This is a genomic window from Pseudoalteromonas sp. TP27, assembly GCF_056470645.1.
The window spans coordinates 19879-46552 of the sequence record NZ_JARDAK010000016.1 but is presented as its reverse complement, the minus strand read 5'-3'; the positions used below and the strand labels follow the sequence as shown (position 1 = coordinate 46552).

The following is a 26674-nucleotide window of genomic DNA, read 5'->3' as shown; positions in this document are numbered from 1 at the left end:
CCATGCAAACCAATCCACTCGATGGCCTGCACGATATAATAGCGCCAAGCCAAGTTAATTGGTGGCCACTAGCCCCTGCTTGGTGGGTTATTATTGCACTGCTGTTGTTAGTACTGTGCGCAGCTATTTATATATTGTACAAAAAACATAAATTTAAAAAGCCTAAACGCTACGCAATACAATTGAGCCAAAGTGAGCAAAACCCTCAGCAACTACATATTATTTTAAAACGTTTAGTGATTGAATATTACGACAAGCGCCTTGCTGCGCAATCAACCTCTAAATGGTGCGCAACACTTAATACGCTTACTGGCTTAAGCTTTACAGAACAAGAAATACTAAGCTTGTATAACCCCAGCCAAAAAGATACAACACTGTGCGAAAAATTTCGCCAAGGTATTAAACAATTTAAAATAAAGGAGTCAGTAAATGTTTGAATTTAGCTGGCCATGGTTATTTGTATTACTACCCTTACCTTTATTACTTTTACTATTAAAACCAGCAGCAAGTAATGCCAGTACGCGTTTACGTATACCCAGTTTTGCAAAGCACAATTTAACCAGCCAAAGTATTGAACCACACGCACGACGTTTAAATCCTTTTGAGTGGGTAATTTGGTTATTACTTGTTATTGCTGCTGCTAACCCAACATGGTTAGATGAGCCAATCTCATTGCCAAATGAGGGTCGCGATATAATGTTAGCTGTTGACTTATCAGGCTCAATGACCGAACAAGACATGGCTTACAACGGCCAATATGTTGACCGCCTTACCATGGTAAAAGCCGTACTCAGTGATTTTATAGAGCAGCGCCAAGGCGACAGGCTTGGGCTGATATTATTTGGCGATACTGCGTTTTTACAAACCCCGCTCACACGCGACGTTAAAACAGTAAGTAAAATGCTCAGCGAAGCCCAAATTGGTTTAGTGGGGCGCGCAACAGCCATTGGTGATGCATTGGGTCTTTCGGTAAAACGCTTTGCCAATAAAGATGAAAGTAACCGAATTGTGGTGCTATTAACCGACGGACAAAACACCGCTGGTAACCTAAACCCTGACGATGCCCTACTGCTAGCCCGCGAAGAAGGTATTAAAGTGTACACCATTGGTGTTGGCTCAGATAACCCACGTGGTTTTAGCCTCTTTAATATGGGCGGCTCTAGCGGCAGTAATTTAGATGAAAGCTTACTTAAAAAGATTGCCGAGCAAACTGGCGGATTATACTTTAGAGCCAAAGATGTAGCAGGCCTTCAACAAATTTACGCAGAGCTTGATAAGCTTGAACCTATTAGCGCTGATGAACAAACATTTCGCCCACAAAGCTCATTATTTTACTACCCATTACTTATCGCTATTTTACTTATTAGCTTAAAAGTAATGCTTAGTACACTGCGTGCATTAAAGGAGCCAAACTAATGGATTTTGAATTTATTCGCCCTGCTCTTTTATGGTTACTTATACCTGCTGTGGCCTTATTTTTTATTGCCTTAATTAAGCATAAAAAAACCACCAGTGAGCAGCTAATTGCACCACATTTAGCACAATTTATAATGAGCGAAGCAAACACTAAAGCCAGCCAACCTCTTTGGCTTATTGCTTTGTTTTGCAGCCTTGGCATTTTATTTAGTGCAGGACCTAGTTTTGAGAAAAAACAAGTTCCTGTATTTCAAAGTAAAAGTGCCCGTGTAATTGTTATGGATATGTCGTACTCAATGTACAGCACCGATATTTTACCAAATCGTTTAATGCAATCACGCTTTAAAGCGCTTGATATGATTGAGCTGTTTAAAGAAGGTGATACCGCGCTTGTAGCCTACGCAGGCACGGCCTACATAATATCGCCGCTAACAAACGACGCCACAACACTCAGTAATTTAATTCCAAGCTTGAGCCCTGAAATAATGCCAGACAAAGGCTCAAACGTTTTAGCCGGTCTTGATATGGCCAAAGAGCTATTAACGCAAGCGGGTTATATTGATGGCGACATTATTTTAGTGACCGACGGTATTGACCAACAAGAACAAAGCGACGTGAGTAGCTTTACCAGTAACACCCAATATAGATTAAATATATATGGCGTGGGTACCGCTCAAGGCGCACCGATAAAATTACCTGAAGGTGGTTTTTTGAAAGACAGATACGGCCAAATTGTAGTCCCTACACTTAATGCTGCTCAGCTTAAAAATTTAGCATCAAGCAGTGGCGGTAAATTTGCGAGCTATCAGCCTAGTAATAACGACATAAATACATTTGCTCCAAGCGCGCAAAGCGAATTGTTAAAAGACGAAAAACAAAGCCATGCACTTTGGCGAATAGATGCCGGTATATACGGACTGTTACTGTTATTGCCATTTGGTTTGTATTTATTTAGACGTGCTGCCTTATTAGGTGCTTTTTTAGTATTTAGCTTTTTACCCCAGCAAAATGCGTATGCCTTAGAGCTCCCTACTCTTTTGCAAAATGCAGATCAACGTGCATTAGAGGCTTACAATAATAAAGAGTACGATGAAGCAACACAGGCTCAATCAAGTGAGTTAAAAGGCGCTGCGCTTTACCAGCAAGGTAATTTTGATGCTGCACTTAATGAGTTTAGTAATGATAAGTCGGCTAGCGGTTTATACAACTACGGTAATGCCCTCGCCAAAGCTGGCAAGCTTGAGGACGCAATTGAAGCATACAAACAAGCCCAAGCATTACAAGATGACTTTGCACAAGCAGCTGATAATCAAGCCTTAGTTGAACAATTACTCAATCAACAAGAGCAACAAGATCAGCAAGGCGACGACTCTCAAGACCAAGATGATAGTCAGAAAAAAGATGAGCAAAACCAAGGGCAAAATTCTGATGAGTCAAAACAGGATCAGCAACAAAATGGTGATAAAAGCGATTCTGAAAAAGGCGAAAACGAAAGTCAAAGCCCCAGCGATGAAAAATCTGATAAAGAATTAGATAAAGAGTCTGAACAATCAAAAGATCAACAAGGCGAGCCTGGCGAGCAATCAGACAAGCAAAATGAACCTGATATGCAAGCACAGCCACCAAGTGAGCAAGGGCAAAATAAAGACGCTGACCAGCCTAAAGAAGACGAGCAGCAACAAAGTAAGCCTCAAGCAATGAGCGAGCAACCTGCTAGTGATGAGCAAAAGCAAAATGCTCAACAGCAGGCAATGCAAGCACAAGCTAGCGAATTGACTAACGAAGAGAAAGAAAAAGCTCAACAACTTAATCAATTACTCAGAAAAGTTCCGGATGACCCGGCTATTTTATTACGGAATAAAATGCAATTAGAAGCCCAAAAAAGACAATATAAACGTCGCCCTACAGGAGTCGAAAAATCATGGTAATGCGATTATTTTGCTGTTTATTGCTATTAAGTGCGATGCCTTCGTGGGCTGCCACCAAATTAGAAGCCAGTGTAGATAAAAACCCCGTTTTAGCGGGTGAGTTTTTTATGCTTAATATATCGGTAGACGACACCGTTAAAGGCCAACAACCTGACACCTCTGCACTGTTAAAAGACTTTGTTGTAGGCCCGACTAGCTTAAGCTCTCGTACCAACATTATTAATGGCAGCATTAATAAGCAAACTACGTGGTCGGTTAAATTAATGACCCGTGCTGAGGGCGATTACACAATTCCCGCTTTTAGCGTTGCAGGGTTAACCTCACAGCCTATTAAATTAAAAGTAGCAAAACGCTCTGTTGATGCAGATAAAAATAACGAAATATTTTTAAAAACGTCACTATCGAGTAATTCATTATTTGTGCAAGAAGCCGGCGTTTATACTATTAAGCTTTATCTTGCAAAAGAACTGCTTGATGGCAGTTTAAGCACACCAAGTATGGAAGACGCTCAGCTTACGCAATTGGGTAAGCAAACAGAAGGTTATGAGCTAGTTGATGGTAAACGCTATCTTGTTATTACTCGCGAATATTTAATTCAGCCACAAAAAAGTGGTGCGTACACTATTGCAGGCTCTGCTTTTCAAGGGCGAGTACAGCAAAATTACCGCCAATTGGAGGTATCTGCTCTTGGCGATGATCAGCAAGTAGAAATTAAACCAATTCCGAGTGACTACAAGGGCGCATGGTTACCAAGCGAGCTGGTTAGTCTTGATGAAGAATGGCAACCTAACGACAACACAGTAGAAGTAGGTACGCCTATAACACGCACTATTACATTTACGGCACTTGGGGTTACTAAAGAGCAGCTGCCTGAAATTACAATGCCTACTATTGATGGCATACGCAGCTACCCTGATAAAAAAGAAAACAACAATGCCGTACGTGACGGACGAGTTGTATCGCAGCAAACGGCATCATATGCATTACTGCCGCAAAAACCAGGTACTTATACTTTGCCTGAAATAAAGCTGCCTTGGTTTAATACTAAGATGAACCGTATTAGCGTAGCTACATTACCAAAGCGCACTATAACAGTAACACCAAGTAGTACCGCACCGAATACCGCAGTGGCAAACCCACAATCAAACCCAAACAATTTACCTGCAATTGAAAATATTTCGAATGAAGCGACAGGTTCACAACCTATTGAAACTAAAAATGATACTCCTCTTTGGTTAATAGTTGTTGCCGCTTTAGGGTATATTTTATGGATTGGCACTGTAATTTTTTATCTAATTACCCGTTCTTCTAAAAATACGACTGAAAAAGTACAGGTTAATAGTGGGCGTATTGTTCAGCCAAACTTAAATGAGCTTAAAGCTTTAGCTAAAACACAAGATGTGAAAGCTTTTTACAATGCACTAAATAGTTTTGCTATAAAAGTTACCCACAAAAATGTGGGCGCTATTGATGAGCTTTGTAGCCGCATAAATAGTAGTGAGCTAAATGGTTTTATTAACCAATTACAGGCGCAACTTTATAGCAATAAAGACGCAAACACGGATCTTAATGCTATTATTAAAATTATTGAGAGTTATCAAACTCAAGCATTAAAATCGCAACAAGCTGTATTAAAAGATCTTTATGATTAATAACGACTATAAACAGGTCTTTTTTTGCAATAAATAATAATTTTTAATTAAAAAAGTGCTTATGCTTGGAAAGAAAAAATCAAACAATCAGGTCTTAATCGATATGGCAGAGAAACAAAAGCGTTATGAAGCCTTGGTCCACGTTTACAATAAAGAGCTTTATCGCTTTGCTTATTGGTTATGCCGTGATCCGCACATAGCAGATGATTTAGTTCAAGAGACGTTTTTACGCGCTTGGCGTTCACTCGACTCTTTACTTGATCAAAAAGCAGCTAAACCCTGGCTGCTAACTATATTACGAAGAGAAAACGCACGCAGATTTGAGCGTAAACAGTTTGATTACAGTGATGTAGAAAACGATACGCTTGTTGATGAAACCAGCCATTCATTAGATGATGAAATGGAACAAACGGTAATTCAACGCCAGATTGCACTGCTATCTGATGAATACCGAGAACCATTATTACTGCAAGTTGTAATGGGCTGCTCTGGTGAAGAGATTGCAGGCATACTTAATTTAAATAAAAACACGGTAATGACTCGTTTATACCGTGCCCGAAATCAACTTAAAGAGGCTTTAAGCCGTGATGATGAACAACTTAAAGGGGCATCAAAATAATGGATGAACTTGAGTTTCGTCGCCGCACTATTGCGCAGCCAAACGACATTGACAAGGAGCTTATGGAGTTTGCTGACAGTAATCCAGAGCGACAAAGTTTTATTAACGATATGAAAGATTTTGATAAGTATATTCAAGATGCTTTAGACATACCTGTGCCAGAAAATCTTGCAGACCGTATTCTTTTAAACACATCATTAAAAGAAAAAGCGCTACAAGAAGAGCAAGCAACGGGAAAAAACGTGGTTGATGCCCGATCGCGTTTTAAGTTTGATCGAGTACATTTAGCGCTTGCCGCATCATTTTTTGTAGCAATGGGTGCATTCTTTTTTAGTACAGAGCAAAATATTGCGCACGAAGCAGGTGAACATGCACTAGCCCATGTGTACTACGAAATTAATGCCCTTGATAAAAAAGAGCCTATTAGCCTACAAAGCGTTAACGACAAGCTTGCAGTTCTAGGGGGTCATCTTGATGAACTTCCAGGTGCCGTAACGTACGCTATGTTTTGTGATTTTGAAGGCGAAAAAGGTCTGCACTTAATATTTGAGTCTGACTTTGGCCCAATGACTGTATTTATAGTGCCATCTGAAAATAAATCATTTGGTTTTGGTGATGATAACTTCCACGATGACCGCTTTGAAGGTCATATTAATCGTGGTCCACAAGCAGATACTATTTTAGTGGCAAGTGTTGGCGCACCTCTAAATACTTATAACGAACGCGTTACAGGCGCTATTCGTTGGTTATAATTTTTACCTAATTAAAAAACCGCTTAATATTTATTAAGCGGTTTTTTTGTGTCTATTAAATAGATTAAATTACACTCAAACCATCTGATTTTAAAAGTAATTATTTATATTTCCCCTTAAAGTAAATTATAATCGCGGCTCAATTAAAATTAAGGGTTTTCATGAAGAACATCATCGTTATTTTTTCACTATTAGCATTGTTATGTACTGCTAGTTTTGATGCACATGCACGTAAAAAGTTTGGCAGCAGCAAACGCGGAAAAACGCCTGCAACACAACAAACCACACAAAATAAACAATCAGATGTACCTGCATCAACAGCACCCAAAGCTAAATCAAATAAAAAAGGGATTATGGCAGGCGTGTTGGGTGGTCTTTTAGCCGGTGGCTTAATTGCAGCAATGCTAGGCGACGATTTTGAAGGTTTTCAGCTACTGGAAATGATTTTATTAGCTGGCGGACTCTTTATTTTATTTAAGCTAGTAACAGGCTTTTTACGTGCGAGCCGTGCTCCACAACTTGCAAATGCCAGTGCTGGTACAAATGCTCAGCAAAATGTTTTTAAACAAGCACCAATCGAGCAGCCAATGAGTACAGGCTTTGCAAGCAATGCACCACAAGGTGAAAGTGTGCCTTTTAACTTACCGCCTAACTTTGACGTTAATGGTTTTTTACAAGGTGCCCGTAGCCATTACCATACGCTACAAACTGCATGGAATAATGCTGATTACACCACAATGGCTGAATACTTAAGCCCTGAACTTGTTGCCGAATTTAAAGCTGAGCGTGAAGCTATACAGAGCGTAGAAACAGAAGTAATGTTTATTGATGCCGAACTTGTGCGTGCAGATACAAATGCGCAATCGTGGCAGGTTAGTGTTCGCTTTAAAGGTAAGTACCGTGATTTAGGCGATAAAAAAGAAGAACCTATTTTAGAAATTTGGCACTTAGAACGCCTAATTTCAGATGATGCTCCATGGCTAATAGTGGGTGTTGAAGATTTAATTGATACGCAATAAGCGTTAACGTTTAAAACACCGCGCCTTTTAGCGCGGTGTTTTTTTTATTTAAAAAACAATTGATTTACCGCGCCCTGATGCTTCAGAAGCGGCATCTAATTGACCCTCTTTATTAATAATAACGTGTAAGTCACCAAAGTGATTTTCATCGATGGTGTAACCCATTTTTGTAAGTTCTGCTTTTACGCTATCAGTTAAACCTTTATGCGCTCTAATTATATTTTTAGGCCATAGTTGGTGATGAAAACGAGGGCTGTTTACAACCTGCTCTGCACTCATATCAAACTCTACCGCATTTAAGATAGATTCGTACACAGAGCTAATAATAGTTGTACCACCCGGCGAGCCTGTCACCATTTTAACAGTGTTGTCTTTAAGTAGTATTGTAGGTGTCATAGAACTCAACATACGCTTGTGTGGCTGTATTTCGTTAGCCTTACCGCCTATTGCACCAAATACATTCATAACGCCTGGTTTGGCGCTAAAGTCGTCCATTTCATCATTTAAAATAAATCCCGCACCTTCAACAACTACACCGCTACCAAACCCTAAGTTTATTGTGGTGGTATTTGCTACAGCGTTACCCATTTTATCAACAATTGAAAAGTGCGTAGTTTGCTCACTTTCTTTAAGGCCCGGTTTAATATTTTCGGTAGTAGAGATAGCGGTTAGCGAAATGCCATTACTGCGCTCTTTGAGGTAGTTAATATTAGTTAACGCGTTTACTGGCACATCAAAAAAATCAGGATCGCCTAAATATTCTGCCCTATCTGCAAATACACGTTTACCTATTTCAGAGAGTAAATGAACATACTGCGTGGAGTTATGAACTAAGCCTGCATCAGGTTTTTGTAGCTCATACATTTTAAGCCACTGTAAAATAGCAATACCACCTGAACTCGGCGGTGGTGAAGTAAGTACTTCATAACCATTCCAACTTGCTTTAATGGGCGTGCGCGATTTAGCGGTATAATTTTTTAAATCATCTTGATTAATAATACCGCCGTGCTGGTGCATAAACTTAGCAATAATATTTGCGGTTTCGCCTTTATAAAATCCATCTTGACCGTTATCACGAATACGCTTTAGCGTTGCTGCCAACTCTGGTTGTTTAAATACTTTATTGGCTTTTACATCAGCAAAATATTTTTCAAAGTTTACATTTATTTTTTGATCTTTTAGATGCGCTATATAGTGGCTAACACCCTGTGCCAACTTAGGCGGAACTACAAACCCTTGCTCAGCCAACGTTACAGCAGGCTGTACGAGTGTTTCCCACTTTAAAGTGCCATGTTTTTGATGGGCAAGCCACATACCCGCTACACTGCCAGGTACACCGCTTGCGTGAATGCCATATATTGATTTGTTTGCAATAACATTACCTTGCTCATCTAAATACATATCACGATGAGCGGCTGTTGGTGCTGTTTCTCGATAATCTATAAAGTCGCCTTTGCCATCTTTTTGAATAAGCATAAATCCCCCGCCGCCAATATTTCCAGCTTCAGGAAGCGTTACCGCAAGCACAAATTGTGCAGTAATAGCCGCATCAACAGCATTACCGCCTTGCTCTAATATACTTTTGGCGGCATCTGCACTGAACGAGTCAGGCATTGCGACCGCGCTTTGCGTTAAAGGTTCTGCTGCGAGATTAAACACGCTTAGCTGTAAAATAAGTAAACTTTTCGCAATTAGCTTACTTTTAGAGAAAAATAGTCCCATGGAATATCCTTAATTTATTGTTTATAGCAATCTGTATTGATATTTTCTGATACGAAATAACGTTCACACGCTCTATTAATCTATGCTCTTTGAATAATGTACTGAAACCACATCAGCACCTTGTTCTTTTTGTATGTAGTTTTTAACAAATTGCATGCCTAATTTTTCCATTACCTTTATAGAGGCTAGATTGTTTTTATTAGCCGTCGCACTGATTTTTTTTACATCTTGTTGCTTAGTTATCTCATTAAACATGGCACAGGCAGCTTCTGTCGCATAGCCACTGCCCCAGCTTTCTTGTTTTAATCGCCAACCAATTTCTATATCACTAAAGTCAGGTAATTCACTAAATAAATCCATTGGTTTTACAATTATATAGCCAATAAAAATATTACTTTGTTTTATTGTTACTTCCCATAACCCCCAACACGTTTGCTCATATAATTGTGAGCCTGTATCTTTATGCATTAATTTTAAATTTAATCGTTCTGTTCCGAGTGTGTTCATTTTCATTGTTGTATAGTCTGCCTCGAATTAATTATCAGTCTCTAAAGGAGATAGCACATGAATAAATTAGCAGGTTTAGCTTTATTAGGCACTTTAATTACATTAACTGGTTGTGAAGATGCCAACGAAGTAAAAGAAGATGCAAAAGATAAAAGCGCACAAATGCAAGAAAAGCTTGGTGATGCATGGGACGACGTTAAAGAGACAACAAACGATCTTAAAAATGACGAGTCTTTAAACGAGCTATTAGAGCAAAGTAAAAAAATGGGCTTAGACATGTACGACGACGGCAAAGAGATTGCTGTTGATGCATGGATTAAAAGCAAAGAAACTGCTGGTGAGTTAACCGAAAAAACTAAGCAGAAAGCGCAAGAAATTGCTGACGAAATTGAGCAAGCGCGTAAAGAACATAACGAAGGTTAATTTAACCTTCGATAATAAAAAAGGAAAGCCTCGGCTTTCCTTTTTTGTTTTAAGCTATTTAGCCTTAAATATGTGTTTACATATTTAAGGCTTATAAGCTCAAATTAACCTTTGTACTTACTCATAACTAAAGTCGCGTTTGTGCCACCAAAGCCAAAGCTATTAGACATTACCGTATTTAACTCAACATCACGACGCTCAGTAATAATATCTAAACCTGCCGCTTGCTCATCTAGCTCATCAATATTAATTGAAGGCGCTACAAAGCCGTGCTCTAGCATCAATAATGAGAAAATAGCTTCGTGAACACCTGCAGCACCTAGGGCATGACCCGTCATTGCTTTAGTTGCGCTGATCATTGGTGACTTACCACCAAACACTTCTTGAATCGCACCTAACTCTTTAACGTCGCCTACTGGTGTAGATGTACCATGCGTGTTTAAGTAATCAATGCTATCTACATCTTGCATAGCTTGGCGCATACAACGTGCAGCACCTTCGCCAGATGGAGCAACCATGTCGTAGCCATCTGATGTTGCACCGTAGCCAACAATTTCGCCGTAGATATGTGCGCCACGTGCAAGTGCGTGTTCAAGTTCTTCAACTACAACAATACCGCCACCGCCAGATATAACAAAACCATCGCGATTTGCATCGTATGTACGAGATGCTTTTTCTGGTGTTTCGTTGTATTTAGTAGAAAGTGCGCCCATAGCGTCAAATTCCATTGCTAATGTCCAGTGTAGTTCTTCACCGCCACCAGCAAAAACAACATCTTGCTTACCTAATTGAATTTGTTCTACTGCATTACCAATACAATGCGCAGAGGTTGCACATGCAGAGCTAATTGAGTAGTTAACACCTTTAATTTTAAATGGTGTTGCTAAACAAGCAGATGTAGTGCTCGCCATAGTACGTGGAACCATATAAGGCCCTACGCGTTTTACGCCTTTTTCACGTAAAATATCAGCTGCTTCTACTTGCCACTTAGACGAACCACCGCCAGAGCCAACAATAATACCCGTGCGCTCATTTGATACTTGGTCGTCAGTCAAACCTGAGTCTTCGATTGCTTGAGTCATCGAAATATAAGAGTAAGCAGCAGCGTCACCCATAAAGCGCATTGCTTTGCGGTCAACATGTTCTTTAACGTCAATATCAATTTTACCCGATACGTTACTACGTAACTTATAATCGGCAAATTCTTGGTTAAAAGCGATACCGCTTTTGCCCGTTTTTAACGATTCTAATACTTCTTCTTTGTTGTTACCAATGCTTGATACAACACCGATACCTGTAATTACAGCTCTTCTCATGGGTAATTCCCTTAGCTTAATACTTAATTGCATTCTATTTTACGCGAATTTAATCACCTAAGTGGTCAGCTTTCTAGCGTACACTTGTACTCTGAACTGCTAGCATATAAATAACGCCAGACTATTTCAAAGAAAACCCGTAAAATAATAAAAAAATATATCCATAAATTTAAAAAATCATGATTAAAAACGCACATAGTCACTTTAATAATTTAGGTACACCTTCGACTAATGACTTCGGTGATATTTATTTTTCTAATGTCGATGGCTTAGCTCAATCGCATTATGTGTTTTATGAGCAAAATAATATAGATGCACGATTACAAAATCATGACCAACCACATTTTGTTATTGCCGAAACCGGCTTTGGCACAGGTTTAAACTTTTTAAATACATGGCAACGCTTTACTGACCACCTTAAGCGGATGCAAGTTCAAAATGAATGTGAAAAAAGTGTAAAACGCTTACACTTTATTTCGTTTGAAAAACACCCTTTAACCGTGAACGACTTAAAACAAGCTTTAACCGCTTGGCCTACTTTAAGTCATTTAAGCGAGCAATTAGCAGCAAACTACCCCATTAATTTAGAGGGGTGTCACCGGCTCGAGTTTAATAATGGCACTGTTGTTCTCGATTTATACTTTGGTGATGCTTTAGAATCCATACAGGCAATGAGCTATCCGCAAACAGGAATTGTTGATGCTTGGTACTTAGATGGTTTTGAGCCAAGTAATACCCCTGATATGTGGCAGCAAAGTTTATTTAACTCCATGGCAGATATATCAAGAAGTGATGCAACTTTATCGTCATTTATATCTGTTGATTTTGTTATGCATGGCCTTATAAAGGCTGGCTTTAATACAAAAAAGGCCAAAGGCTTTGATCAGAATAAAGATATGCTTATCGGCCAACTTAGCCATATTAATAACGCTCAATCAGCCCCTGCTTATTTTAATCAAGATAGCAGCGCATTAAAAAACGTAGCCGTAATAGGTGGCGGTATTGCCAGTAGCTGTATTTTATATAGCTTGGCAAAGCGTGGCATAACCAGCCACTTATTTTGCCAAGATGAAAAGCCCGCTATGGGGGCATCGCACAATGTGCAAGGCGCTATTTACCCTCACCTACAAGCTAAAAACTCGCCGCACAGCGAATTGTTTGCACATAGTTTTTTATACGCCAAACGTTTGTATAACCAGTTGCTCAATAACGGCTTTAGTTTTGATTACGATTGGTGCGGCGTATTACAGCATGCAGTAAAAAAACCGCTAGCCGATAAGCACGAAAACTTAGCACAAAAACAACTGTGGCCAACCCAGCTAATGCATAACGTAACCGCAGAGCAAGGCGACGAAATAGCCGGAGTAACGACAGGTTATTCAGGCGTGTTTTTTGAACAAGGCGGCTGGGTTAATCCGCCGCAATTAGTAAGCGCTATGCTAAAGGCTGCAAATAGCATAAACCCATTTAAAAGCGTGTTTAACTGCGATATAAAACAGCTTAAAAAAACTGAAAGCGGTTGGTTTTTATTAACGAATGATGAGCAGTTAGGTCCTTTTAGTGATGTAATTATTTGTGCGGGCGAGCACAGTGATGCATTTGAGCAAACAAAAGCGCTGCCAATAGTAGGAGTGCGCGGTCAGGTTTCGCATATTGAGGCAAGTGAGCAATCACATAAACTTAAAACAGTGCTTTGCCATAAAGGGTATTTTACTCCAGCCTATTTAGATCATCACTGTATGGGTGCCACGTTTGAAAAAAACACTAAAAGCCGTGAAGTTACAGCGCTCGACAACCAATTAAACCAAGAGCAACTACTTAGCTTTTATCAGCAAAGTGAATTTGCCTCCACTCTTGGTAATATAACCTCGGCAAAAGCGGCTGTTCGCTGCACATTTGTAGATCACCTGCCAATGGCTGGGCAATGGTGTGAGCAAAGTGATTACACTATGGCTTTTGCTAATCTACGTTTAGGTAAACGCTACCAATATGAGCAACTTAATAAGCCACAACAAGGCCTTCATATTTTTACCGGTTTTGGTGCTCGCGCGTTGTGTAGCGCACCGCTAAGTGCAGAATATCTCGTAAGCTGTTTAAATAATGAACCCCGGCCATTAAGCGAACGCGTAAGCCAAGCTATTCATCCAGCTCGGTTTATCGTGCGAGATTTAATTCGTAATAAAATTTAAGCAACAGCGGTGTTTCTTGGTAGGCTAAAAAATACCGCTTAAAAAATTATAATTAAAAGTATTTCCAACAAAAACGCTACACAACCTAAAAATATAACTGCCAAAAAGTATTGTTAACTTATTATCGCGATAATATGTAAAAAGCATAACAAGCAATTAAAAAACTCTAAAAAACATAATAAAACCATCTAATTTTAATGCTCAGTTAAGCATCGTATTTTAATTAAAGTATTTTTTGAAATTAGCTCATTTAAACTCATTTTTACCCTTTAAAAATTATCCCCTACCCCAAGGTCTGTTTGTAAGCACATTACTTTTACTATTTATTGGAAGGAGTTAATTATGAGTAAGACCCTAATTATTGGCGCAAGCGGACAAATAGGCAAAATGGCAACTGAGCTACTTTTAGAAAATGAGCAAAATGTTGTGGCACTAGTTCGCGACAAAAACAAACTAAGCGATTTAAGCAGCTCCTTTTTAACTATTGTTGAGCAAGATCTGGAAGGCGATTTTGGCGATGCAATGAAAGGCTGTGACCAAGTGATTTTTGCAGCGGGTTCTGGTGGCAACACTGGCGATGACAAAACCGTACTAATTGATTTATGGGCAGCAACAAAAGCAGCTACATTTGCAAAAGAGCACGGCGTTAAACACTTTGTTATGGTCAGCTCAATTGGTGCTGACGATCCAGATTCAATTAAAGGTGATTTAAAACCTTACTTAGTAGCAAAACACATGGCCGACGAGCACTTAATAAATAGTGGCTTAAATTACACTATTGTTCGCCCAGGTACATTGACTGACGATAGCGCATCAATGCAAGTAACTACTCAGCGACCAAGTGACCGCTCAAAAGCTAAAATTAGCCGCGAAAACGTAGCCAATGCTTTATTACATATTGCGACTAACCCATTTATTAGCAACCGCATTTTTGAGTTATTTGATGGCGACAAGCCAATTAAAGCCGCTGTTAAATAACCTTTATTATTTAACGATTATTACTCCACTTTTACTAGTGGAGTAATACTTTTACACCTTGCCAACCTAGTTGCAGGGTTAATAACGTTAATACCACTCTAAAAATACGTTTAAACTTATCCCCTGGTATACTTTTTAGTAATTTAATTCCAAACCAAGTTCCTACAGCGCCACTTATTACCATAGCGATTACAAGCGGCACCCATTGCCAAAAACTAAAGCCGACAGCGCCATAAATCACCGCTTTTAATAAATGCTGCACACTCATAATGCTCGAAAATGTCGCCGTAAATTTTAACTTTTCGTAATTATTTATGTATAAACAGCTACCAACAAGTGGACCGCTTGCCCCCACAAACATTGAAACAAAAGTAGTAATGCAACCCGCAACCACACGCCACAGCTTAGAGGTTAATTTTATAGGCGGCGTTTTACCCCACAGTAAATAAATAACAAAAATAGCGACCACTAACTTCATTGCATCAAGCGATATATCATCAATTACAAAACTAGATAACCCCGCCCCTACCAAGCCGCCTAACGCAAAGTAAACAAACATGCTTTTATCAATATGCTTAAAGCTGAGTAAAAACCTATTTGCATTAGAGCCAAGCTGTACTAAACCATGCACAGGCACAACAACTGCCATCGGCATAAACGACGCCATAACTACAAGCAGCATTAACCCGCCACCAGCGCCAAATGCAGCAGATACAAAAGAGGTAAACCCTGCTGTGATTATTAACAATAAAAACAAAAATAAAGACATGCTGTCGGGAAATAAAAAGTCCATAAAACTCACTGCCTATTTAAATATTTTAAAGGCGCAGTATTTTAAATAATAAAAAATATTGTGCATTTACAAAATTATCAGCCCCAATCTGAGGCAATGTACAATGTTGCATTGTTTTTGCACTTTGCTTGCACATTTAACAAATATTATACATTCAACTTCATTACCGGATATCTCTGATGAGAAAGATTAACGCACCAATTTTAATGCCGCTAGCAATGTGCATACTTGCACTGGGTTTAACTGCCTGTAACGGTAGCGATACTGAAAGTAGCGTTGTGACTGAAGCAACCACCGGTGAGGAAACTACAACAGATACTTCAACCGATTTTGTTGTCGAAGTTGACCCTTTTAACTTTGAAAGCGATGCGCTTATTTCATCTATTACCACTCAAACATGTACGCTAAGTAATGGCGATGAACAAAGTACTTATGTGTGTTCGAAATAAACCACTTGAAACATTAATAGACAAAGCAACCCAACCCGTAAGTGAGCAAAAGCAATCTGTAAAATCACTCGCTAAACTATAAAGTAAAATAACAGCTACACCCCAAAGCCTTAGCGCTGTTTGTTAAGGCTTTTTTAATCACAAATCATTAGAAAGCATCACCTTTATCTGTTAAATTAACTTTGTGTATCAAATAATAAAAATAAAATTCCAAAAATGGAATTACACAAGCAAGGTACCAACGTGAGCGCTACATTTAAAATTGTTTTTAATGGACAGTTATATCAAAATACTGACCTTACCTCTGCCCAAGAGCAACTCAGCCTGCTTCTGAATATTCCTCATAGTATTGTTGTTCAATTATTTGATGGAAAAGCTTATGCTTTAAAAAAGACTTATCGAGTATTGATGCTGTTAAAACAGAATCTTCACTTAAAAAGCTAGGGTTGATTACTAAAGTAGAACCTCAGCGCACTACTGTTATCGCTCAATCTCAAAATAATCAAATAGCACTCACTGAGCACAGTGAAGGTACCAATAAACATATTAATAAGAGCACTCATGAAAAAAGCACCTCAGCACAAAGTGAATTACTAAATACAGATGCAACCCCATTTAAAAATTCAACTATAGAGCAAAGTAATAATAAATATAAACTACTGCGTAACACTTTAAAAAGCGCATTGTATTTTTGCTATTGCGCCCTTTTTATTATTACCTTACTAGGCGCAGTAATTAGTGTTAAAGCACTTAAAAACAACTTCGCCACTCCAAATAACACAACTACAAATAACATAACTACGAACAACTTAAGCTACCAAAGCTATAAGCAATATTTAATTGATCAAAACAGCCTAAATCAACCTGCAAAAAAAGTAACAAACGATCACACAGCTAACCCTACCCTACAAAAAAGTAATGAGTACTTTAGTCGCTTTTCATCGCTAATAAATAGCTACGCGCAAAGCACAGGACAAGCTGATATTAAAACGATGGGTGGCGATAAGTTACAACAGCACCTGCAAGAAATAGATGACCTAGGCCCTAAAAATGAATTTTGGCAGCAATTGATACAACTTTCAAAAAGCTTAAATAAAGATAAGCACGCAATAGGGATGCTCAACAATACTGATCCCGCCAAAGTACAATGGATAAACGCGGTAGATTGGATCAGCCAAAGCTATATTAGGCAACATCAAAACTCGCAAACTACAAACAGCTCTCCAGTCAGAACCGAAGAGCAAAATAACCCCATACTTTACCTAACGTTGTTAATAAGCATGCTGTCATTATTTAGCCTGCTTGTGATTGCGATAAAAATGAAGCTACGTGCAATTAGAAATTCTTAAACTCTATTTTCACTTTATAAATTCCGTAAAAAAAACCGCAAATTTGGATTAACAAATTTGCGGGTTTCTTATGGTTTTCGAATAACGAGTTCAAAAACCTTTATTGGTGGAGCTGGGGGGATTTGCCCCCTGCCCGAAAGCCTCGATTGTTACATGTAACTATTAAAAACAACAACTTACTATGAAATCAGGGTGTTATACACTAGTAATATCTACTTAGGTCTTGTGTTAACTATCATAGCTGGGCAATATATGGACATGAAAATACGCGACCTAAATCCTATTAAACATTAACCTTGTGACTATTAGCTGATAGTGGACCACTTCATCGAACCAATTTAGAAGCGGTACTCTTTATGCTTTACTTAAATTAGCACTCCGGCAATTATTGAGAAAAAACTAATATAACAGATTATTTTTTAACTATAGGATTCATGCCTTGAAACGAACTCGCAAAAAAGAACAATTTGGCGATACAAATTAGATTTATCTTTCTATATAATTCTTGCTTTATCAATATCAATTTTGATTTAGTAAGCCACTAATCTCTATGAATTTACCAAATAAAAAGTTAAAAAATTAAGAGCTTAAGCAGTTTTATGAATTTAAATTACGAGTTATTTCCAAAAATGGATGAAGGTTATATGATTATCCCTAAACCAGATGAACGAACTCAATTGGATATTGACATATATACGCGATTCTGTTCTGCCATATATTTAGCAAGTCATATTGGAACTGATGAATCGAATCATATTATTTCTAACAATAATATCAAAACTGCTTATTTAAGGGCTGCCTTAGCAGAATTCATAACAATAGAAGAGCTACTTAAAGTAAATTATCCTAATAATGCTGATATTGAATGTTATTCATTGATAAAAAATGAAAACCCTGTATTCCATTTTTTAAAAATTTTGAGAAATTATAATATTCACCTTTCAAATAGTTCACTTGGAGTTACCAATTTTAGAGCGTATTCGCCACCTAAGCCTGAAATGATTTTTGAACTAAACAGCCCCATTATTGATAATCTTCATGTTGAAGAGTTTAAAAAGCTAAAAGTCTATAAAGACAAGAAAAGAAGACTTTATAGCGAACAAGATATCCTTAAAATGATCTCTTATTTTGAAAAAGAGCAATCTTCTTTTGGCGTTTGCGATTTAATAATACGTTCAATAATAGATTATTCGGTAATCGTAGGCTCTTTTTTAAAAAACAATAGAATACCTCTTTGAACTTGGCTATAACTTATATATCTACTCTTGGGCCCAATCTAATAGCATCCTCTAAATGGCTTGCTCCAAAGTGTGCGTAAACCATAGTTTACTCAATCTTTACATGACCAAGTATCTGCTGTAACACTAAAATATTACCTCCGTTCATCATAAAATGACTTACAAAAGTATGCCTTAAAACATTGCTACACTGCCCTTTCGGCAAATTAATATCTGTTTTATTTACTGTACTGTAAAACGCTGAAATAAAAGCTCAAGCTTATTTGCCACAATTATTAATAATTAAATTATAAGCATAAAAAAAACCGCAAATTTGGGTTAAAAAATTTGCGGGTTTCTTATGGTTTTCGAATAACGAGTTCAAAAACCTTTATTGGTGGAGCTGGGGGGATTTGAACCCCCGTCCGAAAAGCCTCGACCGTCGGTACTACATGTTTAGTATTGTCATTTAATTAACCTTTAAGTCCCGGACAAACACGGTAAATAAAGGCGAGGCCGCTTAGTTTTAGCGCTTCAACCCCGGCCAGGGTTTCCGTCGCGATCAGGTGTTAGGGTGACACTCCAAAATCCAGTCCACAAGAATACATGGAAGGAGCGCTAGCCAGCCTAAGCTGCTAGAGAGTAGTTATCGTCGTTTGCGATTACTTTAGGTTGCGGCTGTTTAACGAGGCAAACCGCACCTCGACATGCACCTTGGGCTTCTTGAATTCCGTCGAATCCTAATCAGCCCCTGAATTAGTAACTCAATTCAGAGCGTACAAACAGTATAACCGAGTAAAGTACTGATACTCAAGGCCTAGTAACGGTTTATTTTAATTGCATGCATCAATCGCACGTTAAATAAGCAAAATTTAGTTTATGCAAGGCTCTATAAACATTTGCTTAACAATATGTTTAACCTGTGTTCAAATAAGGAGTTAAGGTTTTTGTCATTTCTAAACCTTTAGTTGTAAAAAATAAAAATAATAACAGGCATAATTTAAGGAATTTATAAATGTCGGTTTTTTCATTTGATCAAAGTACAGGGTTTGTCTCTTTAGTAAGTCATCCTATTGATAGTGGTTTTCCTGTTACGAGTACTCAGTTAGTAGAAATGCTTGAACAATCTGAGTTTAGTGAGTATGGAGCTATAGTCGCCAATATTGGAAAGCTTTTTGCACCAACTAAAAATTATCAGGAAGTATCGCTTGTAGTTGCTAAAGCTCTTGATGCGTCGCTTGTCATTAATATTGATGAAAAAAACATGGTCGCAGAAGCAACATTAACTACCGCTAAAGGTGGCGCACTTTTGTCTATGGAAGGCGCGCAAAAAGCACTTGCTGATGCAGGTGTTAAAAAAGGAATAAGTCCTCGTGCGCTTGATACCTTTTTAGGCCAGCAGTTTGAGCAACCAGCAGGAAGCTCTTACAGTGCCATAATTGCACATGGGCGCAATCCTAAAGAAGGTAGCGACGCTAAATTTGTGCGTTTATGCTCAACAGCCCAAGACCGAGTACTTAGCCCACAAGCTACAGAAGGCGGTAAGGTTGATATGAAAAACCTTGGCGCTATTATCACTGTAAAACCCGGCACTCCCTTAATGCAGCGCATTGCCGCAACCCCTGGAGAAGAAGGCTATACGGTATTTGGCGATTCAATTAGTGCAAAACCAGGTAAAGATCACCAACTCCAGCCTTTCGAAGGTACAAAAGTAGATCCTAATAATCCTAATATGCTTATTGCCGACTGCAAAGGTGTACCTGTAGCTCTGCCCCGTGGTATGCGTGTAGATGACGTTTTATGCTTTGATAACGTAGATGTAAGTACAGGCCATGTTGATTTTGACGGCAGTGTAATTATTACTGGCGATATTAAAGACGGTATGCGCGTAAAAGCCAATGGTGATATTACGGTGCTTGGTTTTGTAGAATCAGGAACTGTTGAAAGTAAAAGTGCAGTCACTATTATGCTTGGTGCAATTGGCCGAAAACGTGAAAGCGAAGAAGCATTTACATGTTGTATAACCGCTCAACGTACTATTTCGATTGGTTATGCTCAGTACTGTAATATTAAAACCGAACAAGACTTATTTATTGAACGCCAAGCTCTGCATTGTGATTTAAGTGCTAGGCGATTAATACGTGTAGGCAAAGCAAATAATCCGCGAGGTAAAATTATTGGCGGTAATATTTTAGACGCTATGCGCATTGAAACAGGTGAACTAGGCGCGCCAGCCGGTACTAAAACACGTGTGTTTTTAGCGCAGCTCTGGTTTGAGCTTCGTCAAAAGCAAACTCAAATAACTGATTTTGAAAAAGTACTTGCAATCAAAGTCGCGGCTTTACAACAAGCTCGTGAAAAAGCGAGTAAAATTGCGGGGGCTGCTCAGCGTCAGCAATTTATGAATAAAATATCTGAAAATGAACAACATATAAAAATACGTTCTGCCCATATTAATCGTCAAAAAATACTTATTAAGCAAAAAATAACGCAATTACTTGCCAGTAGTCGTTTAAAAGTAAACGAGCTAATGCACCCTGGTGTGGAGCTTAAAATAGCGAAAGATTCTAAACAATTTTCGCGTATTTACCCGCCCCATTTAGTTAAGCTAACTGAGGGTAAAATTACTCAGACGTTTTAGCGTCTTCGTCATTTTTTGTTTCAGTTTCAACTTCGGCACCAGTTTCGGCGTCAGCGTCACAATCGTCGGTTGGGGCTAATGGCCAACCACCTAATTGCTGCCAGCGGTTTACTATTAAACAATAAAGCTCTGCTGTACGTTCTGTGTCGTAAAGCGCTGAGTGCGCTTGGCTGTTATCAAACTCGATACCAGCCGCTCTACATGCTTTTGCTAATACAGTTTGCCCTAATGCTAAACCCGCTAAAGACGTAGTATCGAAGCTTACAAACGGATGAAATGGCGTACGTTTAATGTTATTACGCTCTATTGCTGCATTTAAAAAGCCATGATCGAATGCGGCATTATGCGCCACAATCACTGAGCGTTGACAGCCAGCGGCCTTTTGCGCTTTACGTACTACTTTACATATTTCTTTAATTACTTCGTCTTCTGGTACTGCACCACGTAGTGGTGAAAACGGGTCTATACCATTAAAGTCGATGGCGGCTTGTTCTATATTAGCGCCTTCGAATGGCTGAACATGAAAATGAACAGTATGATCTATGCTGAGCAATCCTTCGTCATCCATTTTTAAAACAGAGGCTGCTATTTCTAACAATGCATCTGTTTCTTTGTTAAAACCTGCAGTTTCAACATCAATAACAACAGGAAAAAATCCACGAAAGCGTTTTGCGAAAGGTGTTTGCTCAGTATTTGCCATAGTCTTCTTTGTTTATACGTGTAAGCTGACTATTATGTCAAAATTGATGCCCCCTAGGCTAGGGGATTTAAGTATTTATTGCTTTAAAATTGTAGGCACATAACTTGCTTTAACTTATAAGTTAGTTATATAGAGAACGAACTAATCGTTGCAGTCGTTAATTTGCCAAATTATTGGCATTCCCGGATAGCTGGAGAGCACCATGAAGTATAAGTTGTTATTTATTAGCCTTAGTATAAGTGCAGTGCTTTGTGGTACTCACTCGCAAGCTGCTATGCGCCAATACACAGCAACCCAAGACAACTCCAATTGGGAAGTAGTTAAAACAACGCGCTTACAATGCCAATTAAATCATGAAGTTCCTTATTACGGCGAAGCTATTTTTAAAGCTTCTGCGAGTAAAAATAAAAACTTAACGTTTAATTTAGATATGGTTGTACGCCCAGATAACTACGCAATTGCAGGCTTAAAAGCAGTGCCACCAACATGGCGCGCAGGATTGCCTGCACGCGATATTGCAAACATGAAATTACTTAAAAAGTTTGATGGCGAACTAGGCAATAAAACCGCATGGGAAATGCTTACCGAACTTGAAAAAGGCTACTACCCTACTTTTTATTATCAAGACTGGCAAAACAGTGCCGATAAAATTGCCGTTGGTATATCGAGCGTAAACTTTAAACAAGCTTACTGGGCTTTTTTACAGTGCCGTGATGAGCTACTCCCGTACAGCTTTGAAGATATTTCGTTTACTGTAATGAACTATCAATCAAACAGCAGTAAATTAACTAAATCGTCGCAACAACGTCTTGATAAAATTGCTGAGTATTTAAAAAATGATGCAAGCATAGAGTCCATTAGTATTGACTCATACACCGATAGCTATGGCGGACGCTGGAATAACTTAGATTTATCGCGCAAGCGCGCCAAAACTATAAAAGATTATATGGTGAGCTTGGGTGTTGATAAAGCCAAAGTACAAACAACCGGTTTGGGCGAAAAACGCTTTGTTGATAATAACGATAACATTTTAAGCCGAGACAAAAACCGTCGTTTAATTATTCAAATAGAAAAAATGTAGTAAAGCTAATTTGTGTTTACTTTTTTTCGCCTTAAAAACTTATCACCAAATTGAAAAAGCTTGGGGCCTGTTTGTCTTTCGAGGTTGAATTTGCAGCAGGCTGTTTGGTATTTAGGCAAGGCAGAGCCTATGTAGTGTGGTTATTCCCCATAAATGGGCGATAACGTAGCATTAATGCCAAACAGGCGCTGCCCGAAGGGTTCTGCCTAGGGGCTATTTACTCTTTGTTGCTTGGTTTTTACTTAGCCCACTAGGTTACAAACCTCGCGCCGCGATTAAATCGCCCCTAGGTTGAACAAATTTTAATCCTGAAAGATAAACAGGCCCAAACTAATTAAAATAATAACCGCACCAATTATTAGTTCTTGGCTTAATGACTCATTATTTAGCCAAGCCCCTAAGCCTATCGCAAAGCTCGGGGTGATAAGTGTAGTAAGTGATACCGTACTTGCATTTAAGTTTTGCAGCACATGAAAATACGCCAAAGCCCCTACTAAAGATCCAAATACTCCTAGATAGCCAATAGCCCACAATGATTTTGCACTCCAGTTTTGTATATGCAACTCACCATCTAATAACCACCAAGCAATAAAAAAGAGTGGAGTTACAAAAACTAAGGCACCAAATGTTGTTGCCATAGGGTGAATCGCAATCTGTACACGCTTGATCATCACACCACTTAAACTAAAAAAGCAGACAGCCATAAACACATAAAGCAACCCAAGCCCTTGAGTTTGCGAGTTTTGTACTTGGTTATAACTAACAAAATATAAGCCAATTAAGGCGCACGCTAACGCAACTAATTTAATCGGGCTAAATTTAGGTTCATTTAATAACTGTTGAGCAAGCAACCCCGACAAAATAGGTGCAAGGCCAAACATAAGCGAAATAATACCAGAAGGGACTGTTTTAGCTGCCATATAGCTCAGCAACATACCGCCAAAAATACCTATACTCGAATAAAAATAAAGTAAGCATGCATTTTTACTCCAAGGCACTCTAATATTTGTAATAGCAACAATTAAGCCGCCTAACAATAGCCCCACCAGCATTCGCATTAATACAGCAAGCGTTGGCGATACAGTGTCACTACTCCACACTATACCCAGTGGTGTAGTAGACCATATAAGAACCATTAAAAAATACGATACTCTAACTGGCACGTGCCATCCCTACGCTTTATATGAATGAATAAAACAAAGAATAAATTATACGCTCACTACTGTGTTTTAGTACTTTTTAAACACTAAAGCCTTTAATAAATACAGTTGTAAATTGTAAGTTACATTTTAATAATGCTCTTTTATTACAAAACTATTTGAGATTTGAGTAACTAGTTATATGGTGCATCAATATTAATAATAATTAAGGTAATTAAGTGCTTAAAAATAAAACAACGGGAAGCATGTTAATTGTTGCAGGCACCACTATTGGTGCGGGTATGTTGGCATTGCCAATTGCATCTGCCGGGCTTGGGTTTAGTACTGCACTTGCATTAATAATTGCTAGCTGGTTACTAATGACCTACACCGCACTACTCATGTTAGAGCTACACCAATATGCACCACGCGATGCTACATTAAATACATTGGCTAAATTATGGCTTGGAAAGCGCGGACAATATATTGCGAATTTTTCGATGGTTTTTTTATTTTACGCTTTATGCGCTGCTTATATTGCAGGTGGTGGTGCACAACTCCAAGCGCGTATAAATATAGGCTTTGATGTAAATATAGCCCCACAGTTTGGCTCTGTGATCCTCGCTGTTATTATTGCAAGTGTGGTAACGCTAGGCACTAGCAAGGTAGATAAACTAAATAGAGTGTTATTTACAATAAAAATTATTGTATTAGCTAGTTTGTTTTACATGCTTACCCCTTATGTGCAAGGTAAGCACTTATTAGAGATGCCCGTAGAGCAAGGATTAATCCTTTCGGCTATACCGGTTATATTTACTTCGTTTGGTTTTCATGGCTCTATCCCTTCTATTGTTAAATATGTTGGTGTAGAAATAAAAGTACTGCGCAAAGTAATGATTGCTGGAGCCGCCCTACCTTTAGTCATTTATATTTTTTGGCAACTACTTAGCCAAGGTATTATGAGCCAAGCTGATTTACTCAACAGCCAAGGTCTTAATGGGTTTGTATCTAGCGTGGCAAGTATTGCGCATAACCCAAGTGTGGCAACGGCCGTTAAGTTATTTGCTGATTTAGCACTTGCGACATCATTTTTAGGGGTGAGTTTAGGGTTATTTGATTTTTTTGCTGATGCATTTAAAAAGGGTGACAATAAAACAGACCGAATTAAAACGGCCTTAATTACGTTTATTCCGCCACTTGGCTTTGCATTATTTTATCCTCAAGGCTTTATTATGGCCTTAGGTTACGCTGCAATAGCACTTGTCGTCCTGGCAATATTTTTGCCTGTAGCAATGGTTTATAAACAGCGTACAACATCAAATAAAACAGGCTACCAAGTTAAAAGCGGGAATGTTGGGCTTGGTATAGCTGCTATATGTGGCATCACTATTATTGCTGCGCAGTTTATGCAAATGGCGGGGCTTATTCCTGCTATCGGTTAAAGGTTGCTGCTTTTTGTTTAAATTTAGATAATAAAAAACCGCATATCATTATGATGTGCGGTTTTTTATATTAACTGCGTTTATTTACAAACGTCAGCTACAGCATTTGAAAAGTATTCAATATTTGAATGACTAACACCTGCAACATTTACGCGGCTAGAGCCAACAATGTAAATGCCGTATTCTTTTTGTAGGCGAGCAATTTGCTCTTTGTTAATACCTAAGAAAGAAAACATACCGTTTTGGCGCTCAATAAATGAGAAGTCTTGTGCAATATCTTTCGTTGCTAAGCTTTCTTTAATTAAGCTACGTAGGCCATTTATGCGGCTACGCATTTCATCAAGCTCAGAGTGCCATAATTGTGTAAGCTCAGTACTGCTTAAAATAGTATTAACAATATCGGCACCATGCGCTGGCGGCATAGAATAAATACTACGCACAACGCTTAGCATTACAGAGTTTGAAATATCAGCTGCTGCGCTGTCTTTTGCAATTAGTGAACATGCACCAATACGCTCGCGGTATAAGCCAAAGTTTTTAGAACATGAAGAACAAATAATTAGCTCTTCTACTGCATCGGCTAAAATACGTAAGCCGCGTGCATCTTCTTCAAGCGAAGCACCAAAACCTTGGTATGCAATATCAACAAGTGGTGTAAAGCCCACTTCTTTTGCAAGTTCAGCAACCGTGTTCCACTGTGTTTCGTTTAAATCCATACCGCTTGGGTTATGACAACATGCATGTAGTAAAACCACATCGCCTTTAGGCACTTGTTTAAGTGTGTTGATCATTTCATCAAACAGTAAATCTTTATTTTCGTAATCGTAATATGGGTATTCTTTTACTGTTAAGCCTGCTGCTTCAAACAAGCTAATGTGGTTAGCCCATGTTGGGTTAGTTACCCAAACAGTCGCGTCTGTATTACAACGCTTAATAAATTCAGCTGCAACACGAAGTGCACCCGTACCACCTGGAGCTTGCGCAGTACGTACGCGATTTGCTAGCAATGCTTGATGTTCGCCTAGTAATAACTGCTCCATTTTTTGGCAGTAATCTAAATTACCCGCTAAACCAATGTAAGATTTGCTCATTTCGTTTTCAAGACGAAACGCTTCAGCTTTTTTAACCGCTTTAAGAACCGGTGTATTGCCTTGCTCATCTTTGTAGACACCTACACCTAAATCAATTTTATTAGGGTTTGTATCTTGTTTATAGGCCGCCATAAGGCCAAGAATAGGATCTGTTGGTAATGGTTTTAATACTGAGAACATTGGCTATCTCTTATCGTTATTTAGGGGTTAGCTGTTAAGCTAAGCTTAACATAAAAGCACATCATATTGAC

Annotated in this window: 24 protein-coding genes and 1 other RNA gene; 17 read left to right on the top strand and 8 right to left on the bottom strand. The window is 38.7% G+C overall.

All coding sequences use genetic code 11. The features are described 5' to 3' along the window. The first annotated feature begins 2 nt into the window (after window positions 1-2). The 7 genes from PX700_RS16480 to PX700_RS16450 all read left to right on the top strand — a co-directional run bounded on the left by PX700_RS16480 (window position 3) and on the right by PX700_RS16450 (window position 7386). On the top strand, window positions 3-437 hold the full coding sequence (locus tag PX700_RS16480) for a DUF4381 family protein (RefSeq protein ID WP_479521308.1): 435 nt from the start codon (window positions 3-5) through the stop codon (window positions 435-437). Then, entirely contained in the window at window positions 430-1416 is a 987-nt protein-coding gene (locus PX700_RS16475; RefSeq protein ID WP_479521307.1) for a vWA domain-containing protein, read from the top strand. The genes PX700_RS16480 and PX700_RS16475 overlap by 8 nt, the downstream gene beginning before the upstream one ends. Further along, on the top strand, window positions 1416-3344 hold the full coding sequence (locus PX700_RS16470) for a vWA domain-containing protein (protein ID WP_479521306.1): 1929 nt from the start codon (window positions 1416-1418) through the stop codon (window positions 3342-3344). The genes PX700_RS16475 and PX700_RS16470 overlap by 1 nt, the downstream gene beginning before the upstream one ends. Beyond that, a complete protein-coding gene (locus PX700_RS16465; RefSeq protein WP_479521305.1) occupies window positions 3338-4996 on the top strand; it encodes a BatD family protein in 1659 nt (552 codons plus the stop codon). The genes PX700_RS16470 and PX700_RS16465 overlap by 7 nt, the downstream gene beginning before the upstream one ends. A 61-nt stretch (window positions 4997-5057) precedes the next feature. Continuing rightward, complete coding sequence (locus tag PX700_RS16460) at window positions 5058-5615, top strand: sigma-70 family RNA polymerase sigma factor (RefSeq protein ID WP_032827217.1); 558 nt, start codon at window positions 5058-5060, stop codon at window positions 5613-5615. Further along, window positions 5615-6367 (top strand): DUF3379 family protein, encoded by a 753-nt coding sequence (locus PX700_RS16455; RefSeq protein WP_479521304.1) that lies wholly within the window; start codon window positions 5615-5617, stop codon window positions 6365-6367. Before PX700_RS16460 ends, PX700_RS16455 begins: the two co-directional genes overlap by 1 nt. 161 nt (window positions 6368-6528) lie before the next feature. Further along, window positions 6529-7386, top strand: a complete 858-nt coding sequence (locus PX700_RS16450; protein ID WP_479521303.1) for a Tim44 domain-containing protein — start codon at window positions 6529-6531, stop codon at window positions 7384-7386. Window positions 7387-7434: 48 nt separating this feature from the next. On the opposite strand, the gene ggt is transcribed toward PX700_RS16450, so the two are convergent. Together ggt and PX700_RS16440 are read right to left on the bottom strand one after the other, a co-directional pair. Continuing rightward, window positions 7435-9108 (bottom strand): gamma-glutamyltransferase, encoded by a 1674-nt coding sequence (gene ggt / locus PX700_RS16445; protein WP_415637726.1) that lies wholly within the window; start codon window positions 9106-9108, stop codon window positions 7435-7437. Window positions 9109-9183: 75 nt separating this feature from the next. Further along, on the bottom strand, window positions 9184-9621 hold the full coding sequence (locus PX700_RS16440; RefSeq protein WP_479521302.1) for a GNAT family N-acetyltransferase: 438 nt from the start codon (window positions 9619-9621) through the stop codon (window positions 9184-9186). A gap of 51 nt (window positions 9622-9672) precedes the next feature. Between PX700_RS16440 and PX700_RS16435 the strand changes: the two genes are divergently transcribed. Next, window positions 9673-10038, top strand: coding sequence for a hypothetical protein (locus tag PX700_RS16435; protein ID WP_415637728.1), 366 nt, complete (start codon window positions 9673-9675; stop codon window positions 10036-10038). Window positions 10039-10142: 104 nt separating this feature from the next. Here the strand turns inward: PX700_RS16435 and fabB are convergent, their stop codons facing one another. Then, on the bottom strand, window positions 10143-11354 hold the full coding sequence (gene fabB, locus PX700_RS16430; protein ID WP_415637729.1) for a beta-ketoacyl-ACP synthase I: 1212 nt from the start codon (window positions 11352-11354) through the stop codon (window positions 10143-10145). Window positions 11355-11533: 179 nt separating this feature from the next. Between fabB and mnmC the strand changes: the two genes are divergently transcribed. Both mnmC and PX700_RS16420 read left to right on the top strand, forming a co-directional pair. Next, a complete protein-coding gene (gene mnmC / locus PX700_RS16425) occupies window positions 11534-13543 on the top strand; it encodes a bifunctional tRNA (5-methylaminomethyl-2-thiouridine)(34)-methyltransferase MnmC2/FAD-dependent 5-carboxymethylaminomethyl-2-thiouridine(34) oxidoreductase MnmC1 (RefSeq protein ID WP_479521301.1) in 2010 nt (669 codons plus the stop codon). A gap of 342 nt (window positions 13544-13885) precedes the next feature. Beyond that, window positions 13886-14521 carry an NAD(P)-binding oxidoreductase gene (locus PX700_RS16420; protein ID WP_479521300.1) on the top strand — a complete coding sequence of 212 codons (636 nt, stop codon included), beginning with the start codon at window positions 13886-13888 and terminating at the stop codon, window positions 14519-14521. A gap of 34 nt (window positions 14522-14555) precedes the next feature. On the opposite strand, the gene PX700_RS16415 is transcribed toward PX700_RS16420, so the two are convergent. Continuing rightward, complete coding sequence (locus PX700_RS16415; protein WP_479521299.1) at window positions 14556-15314, bottom strand: sulfite exporter TauE/SafE family protein; 759 nt, start codon at window positions 15312-15314, stop codon at window positions 14556-14558. 179 nt (window positions 15315-15493) lie between these two features. Here PX700_RS16415 and PX700_RS16410 point away from each other — a divergent pair, with 179 nt between their 5' ends. The 4 genes from PX700_RS16410 to PX700_RS16395 all read left to right on the top strand — a co-directional run bounded on the left by PX700_RS16410 (window position 15494) and on the right by PX700_RS16395 (window position 18350). Beyond that, entirely contained in the window at window positions 15494-15763 is a 270-nt protein-coding gene (locus PX700_RS16410; protein WP_479521298.1) for a hypothetical protein, read from the top strand. Window positions 15764-16006: 243 nt separating this feature from the next. Continuing rightward, window positions 16007-16207: a hypothetical protein gene (locus PX700_RS16405; RefSeq protein ID WP_479521297.1), complete on the top strand. Its 201-nt coding sequence runs from the start codon at window positions 16007-16009 to the stop codon at window positions 16205-16207. 2 nt (window positions 16208-16209) lie between these two features. Beyond that, window positions 16210-17112 (top strand): hypothetical protein, encoded by a 903-nt coding sequence (locus tag PX700_RS16400; protein WP_479521296.1) that lies wholly within the window; start codon window positions 16210-16212, stop codon window positions 17110-17112. A gap of 599 nt (window positions 17113-17711) precedes the next feature. Then, window positions 17712-18350 (top strand): hypothetical protein, encoded by a 639-nt coding sequence (locus PX700_RS16395; RefSeq protein WP_479521295.1) that lies wholly within the window; start codon window positions 17712-17714, stop codon window positions 18348-18350. 374 nt (window positions 18351-18724) lie between these two features. On the opposite strand, the gene ssrA is transcribed toward PX700_RS16395, so the two are convergent. Continuing rightward, window positions 18725-19081, bottom strand: a transfer-messenger RNA (tmRNA) gene (gene ssrA, locus PX700_RS16390). Window positions 19082-19344: 263 nt separating this feature from the next. Here ssrA and PX700_RS16385 point away from each other — a divergent pair. Then, window positions 19345-20970, top strand: a complete 1626-nt coding sequence (locus tag PX700_RS16385) for a DUF342 domain-containing protein (protein WP_479521294.1) — start codon at window positions 19345-19347, stop codon at window positions 20968-20970. Here the strand turns inward: PX700_RS16385 and rnt are convergent. Continuing rightward, complete coding sequence (gene rnt, locus PX700_RS16380; RefSeq protein WP_479521293.1) at window positions 20954-21670, bottom strand: ribonuclease T; 717 nt, start codon at window positions 21668-21670, stop codon at window positions 20954-20956. The two genes, PX700_RS16385 and rnt, sit on opposite strands and share 17 nt — an antisense overlap. Window positions 21671-21872: 202 nt before the next feature. Here rnt and PX700_RS16375 point away from each other — a divergent pair, with 202 nt between their 5' ends. Continuing rightward, window positions 21873-22751, top strand: a complete 879-nt coding sequence (locus tag PX700_RS16375) for a flagellar protein MotY (RefSeq protein WP_479521292.1) — start codon at window positions 21873-21875, stop codon at window positions 22749-22751. 302 nt (window positions 22752-23053) lie between these two features. Here PX700_RS16375 and PX700_RS16370 read toward each other — a convergent pair whose 3' ends face one another. After that, window positions 23054-23914, bottom strand: a complete 861-nt coding sequence (locus PX700_RS16370; RefSeq protein ID WP_479521291.1) for a DMT family transporter — start codon at window positions 23912-23914, stop codon at window positions 23054-23056. 215 nt (window positions 23915-24129) lie between these two features. Here PX700_RS16370 and PX700_RS16365 point away from each other — a divergent pair, with 215 nt between their 5' ends. Next, a complete protein-coding gene (locus PX700_RS16365) occupies window positions 24130-25332 on the top strand; it encodes an aromatic amino acid transport family protein (protein ID WP_010554637.1) in 1203 nt (400 codons plus the stop codon). Between the two features lie 80 nt (window positions 25333-25412). On the opposite strand, the gene PX700_RS16360 is transcribed toward PX700_RS16365, so the two are convergent. Further along, window positions 25413-26603, bottom strand: a complete 1191-nt coding sequence (locus tag PX700_RS16360; RefSeq protein WP_415637743.1) for an amino acid aminotransferase — start codon at window positions 26601-26603, stop codon at window positions 25413-25415. Window positions 26604-26674 lie beyond the last annotated feature (71 nt).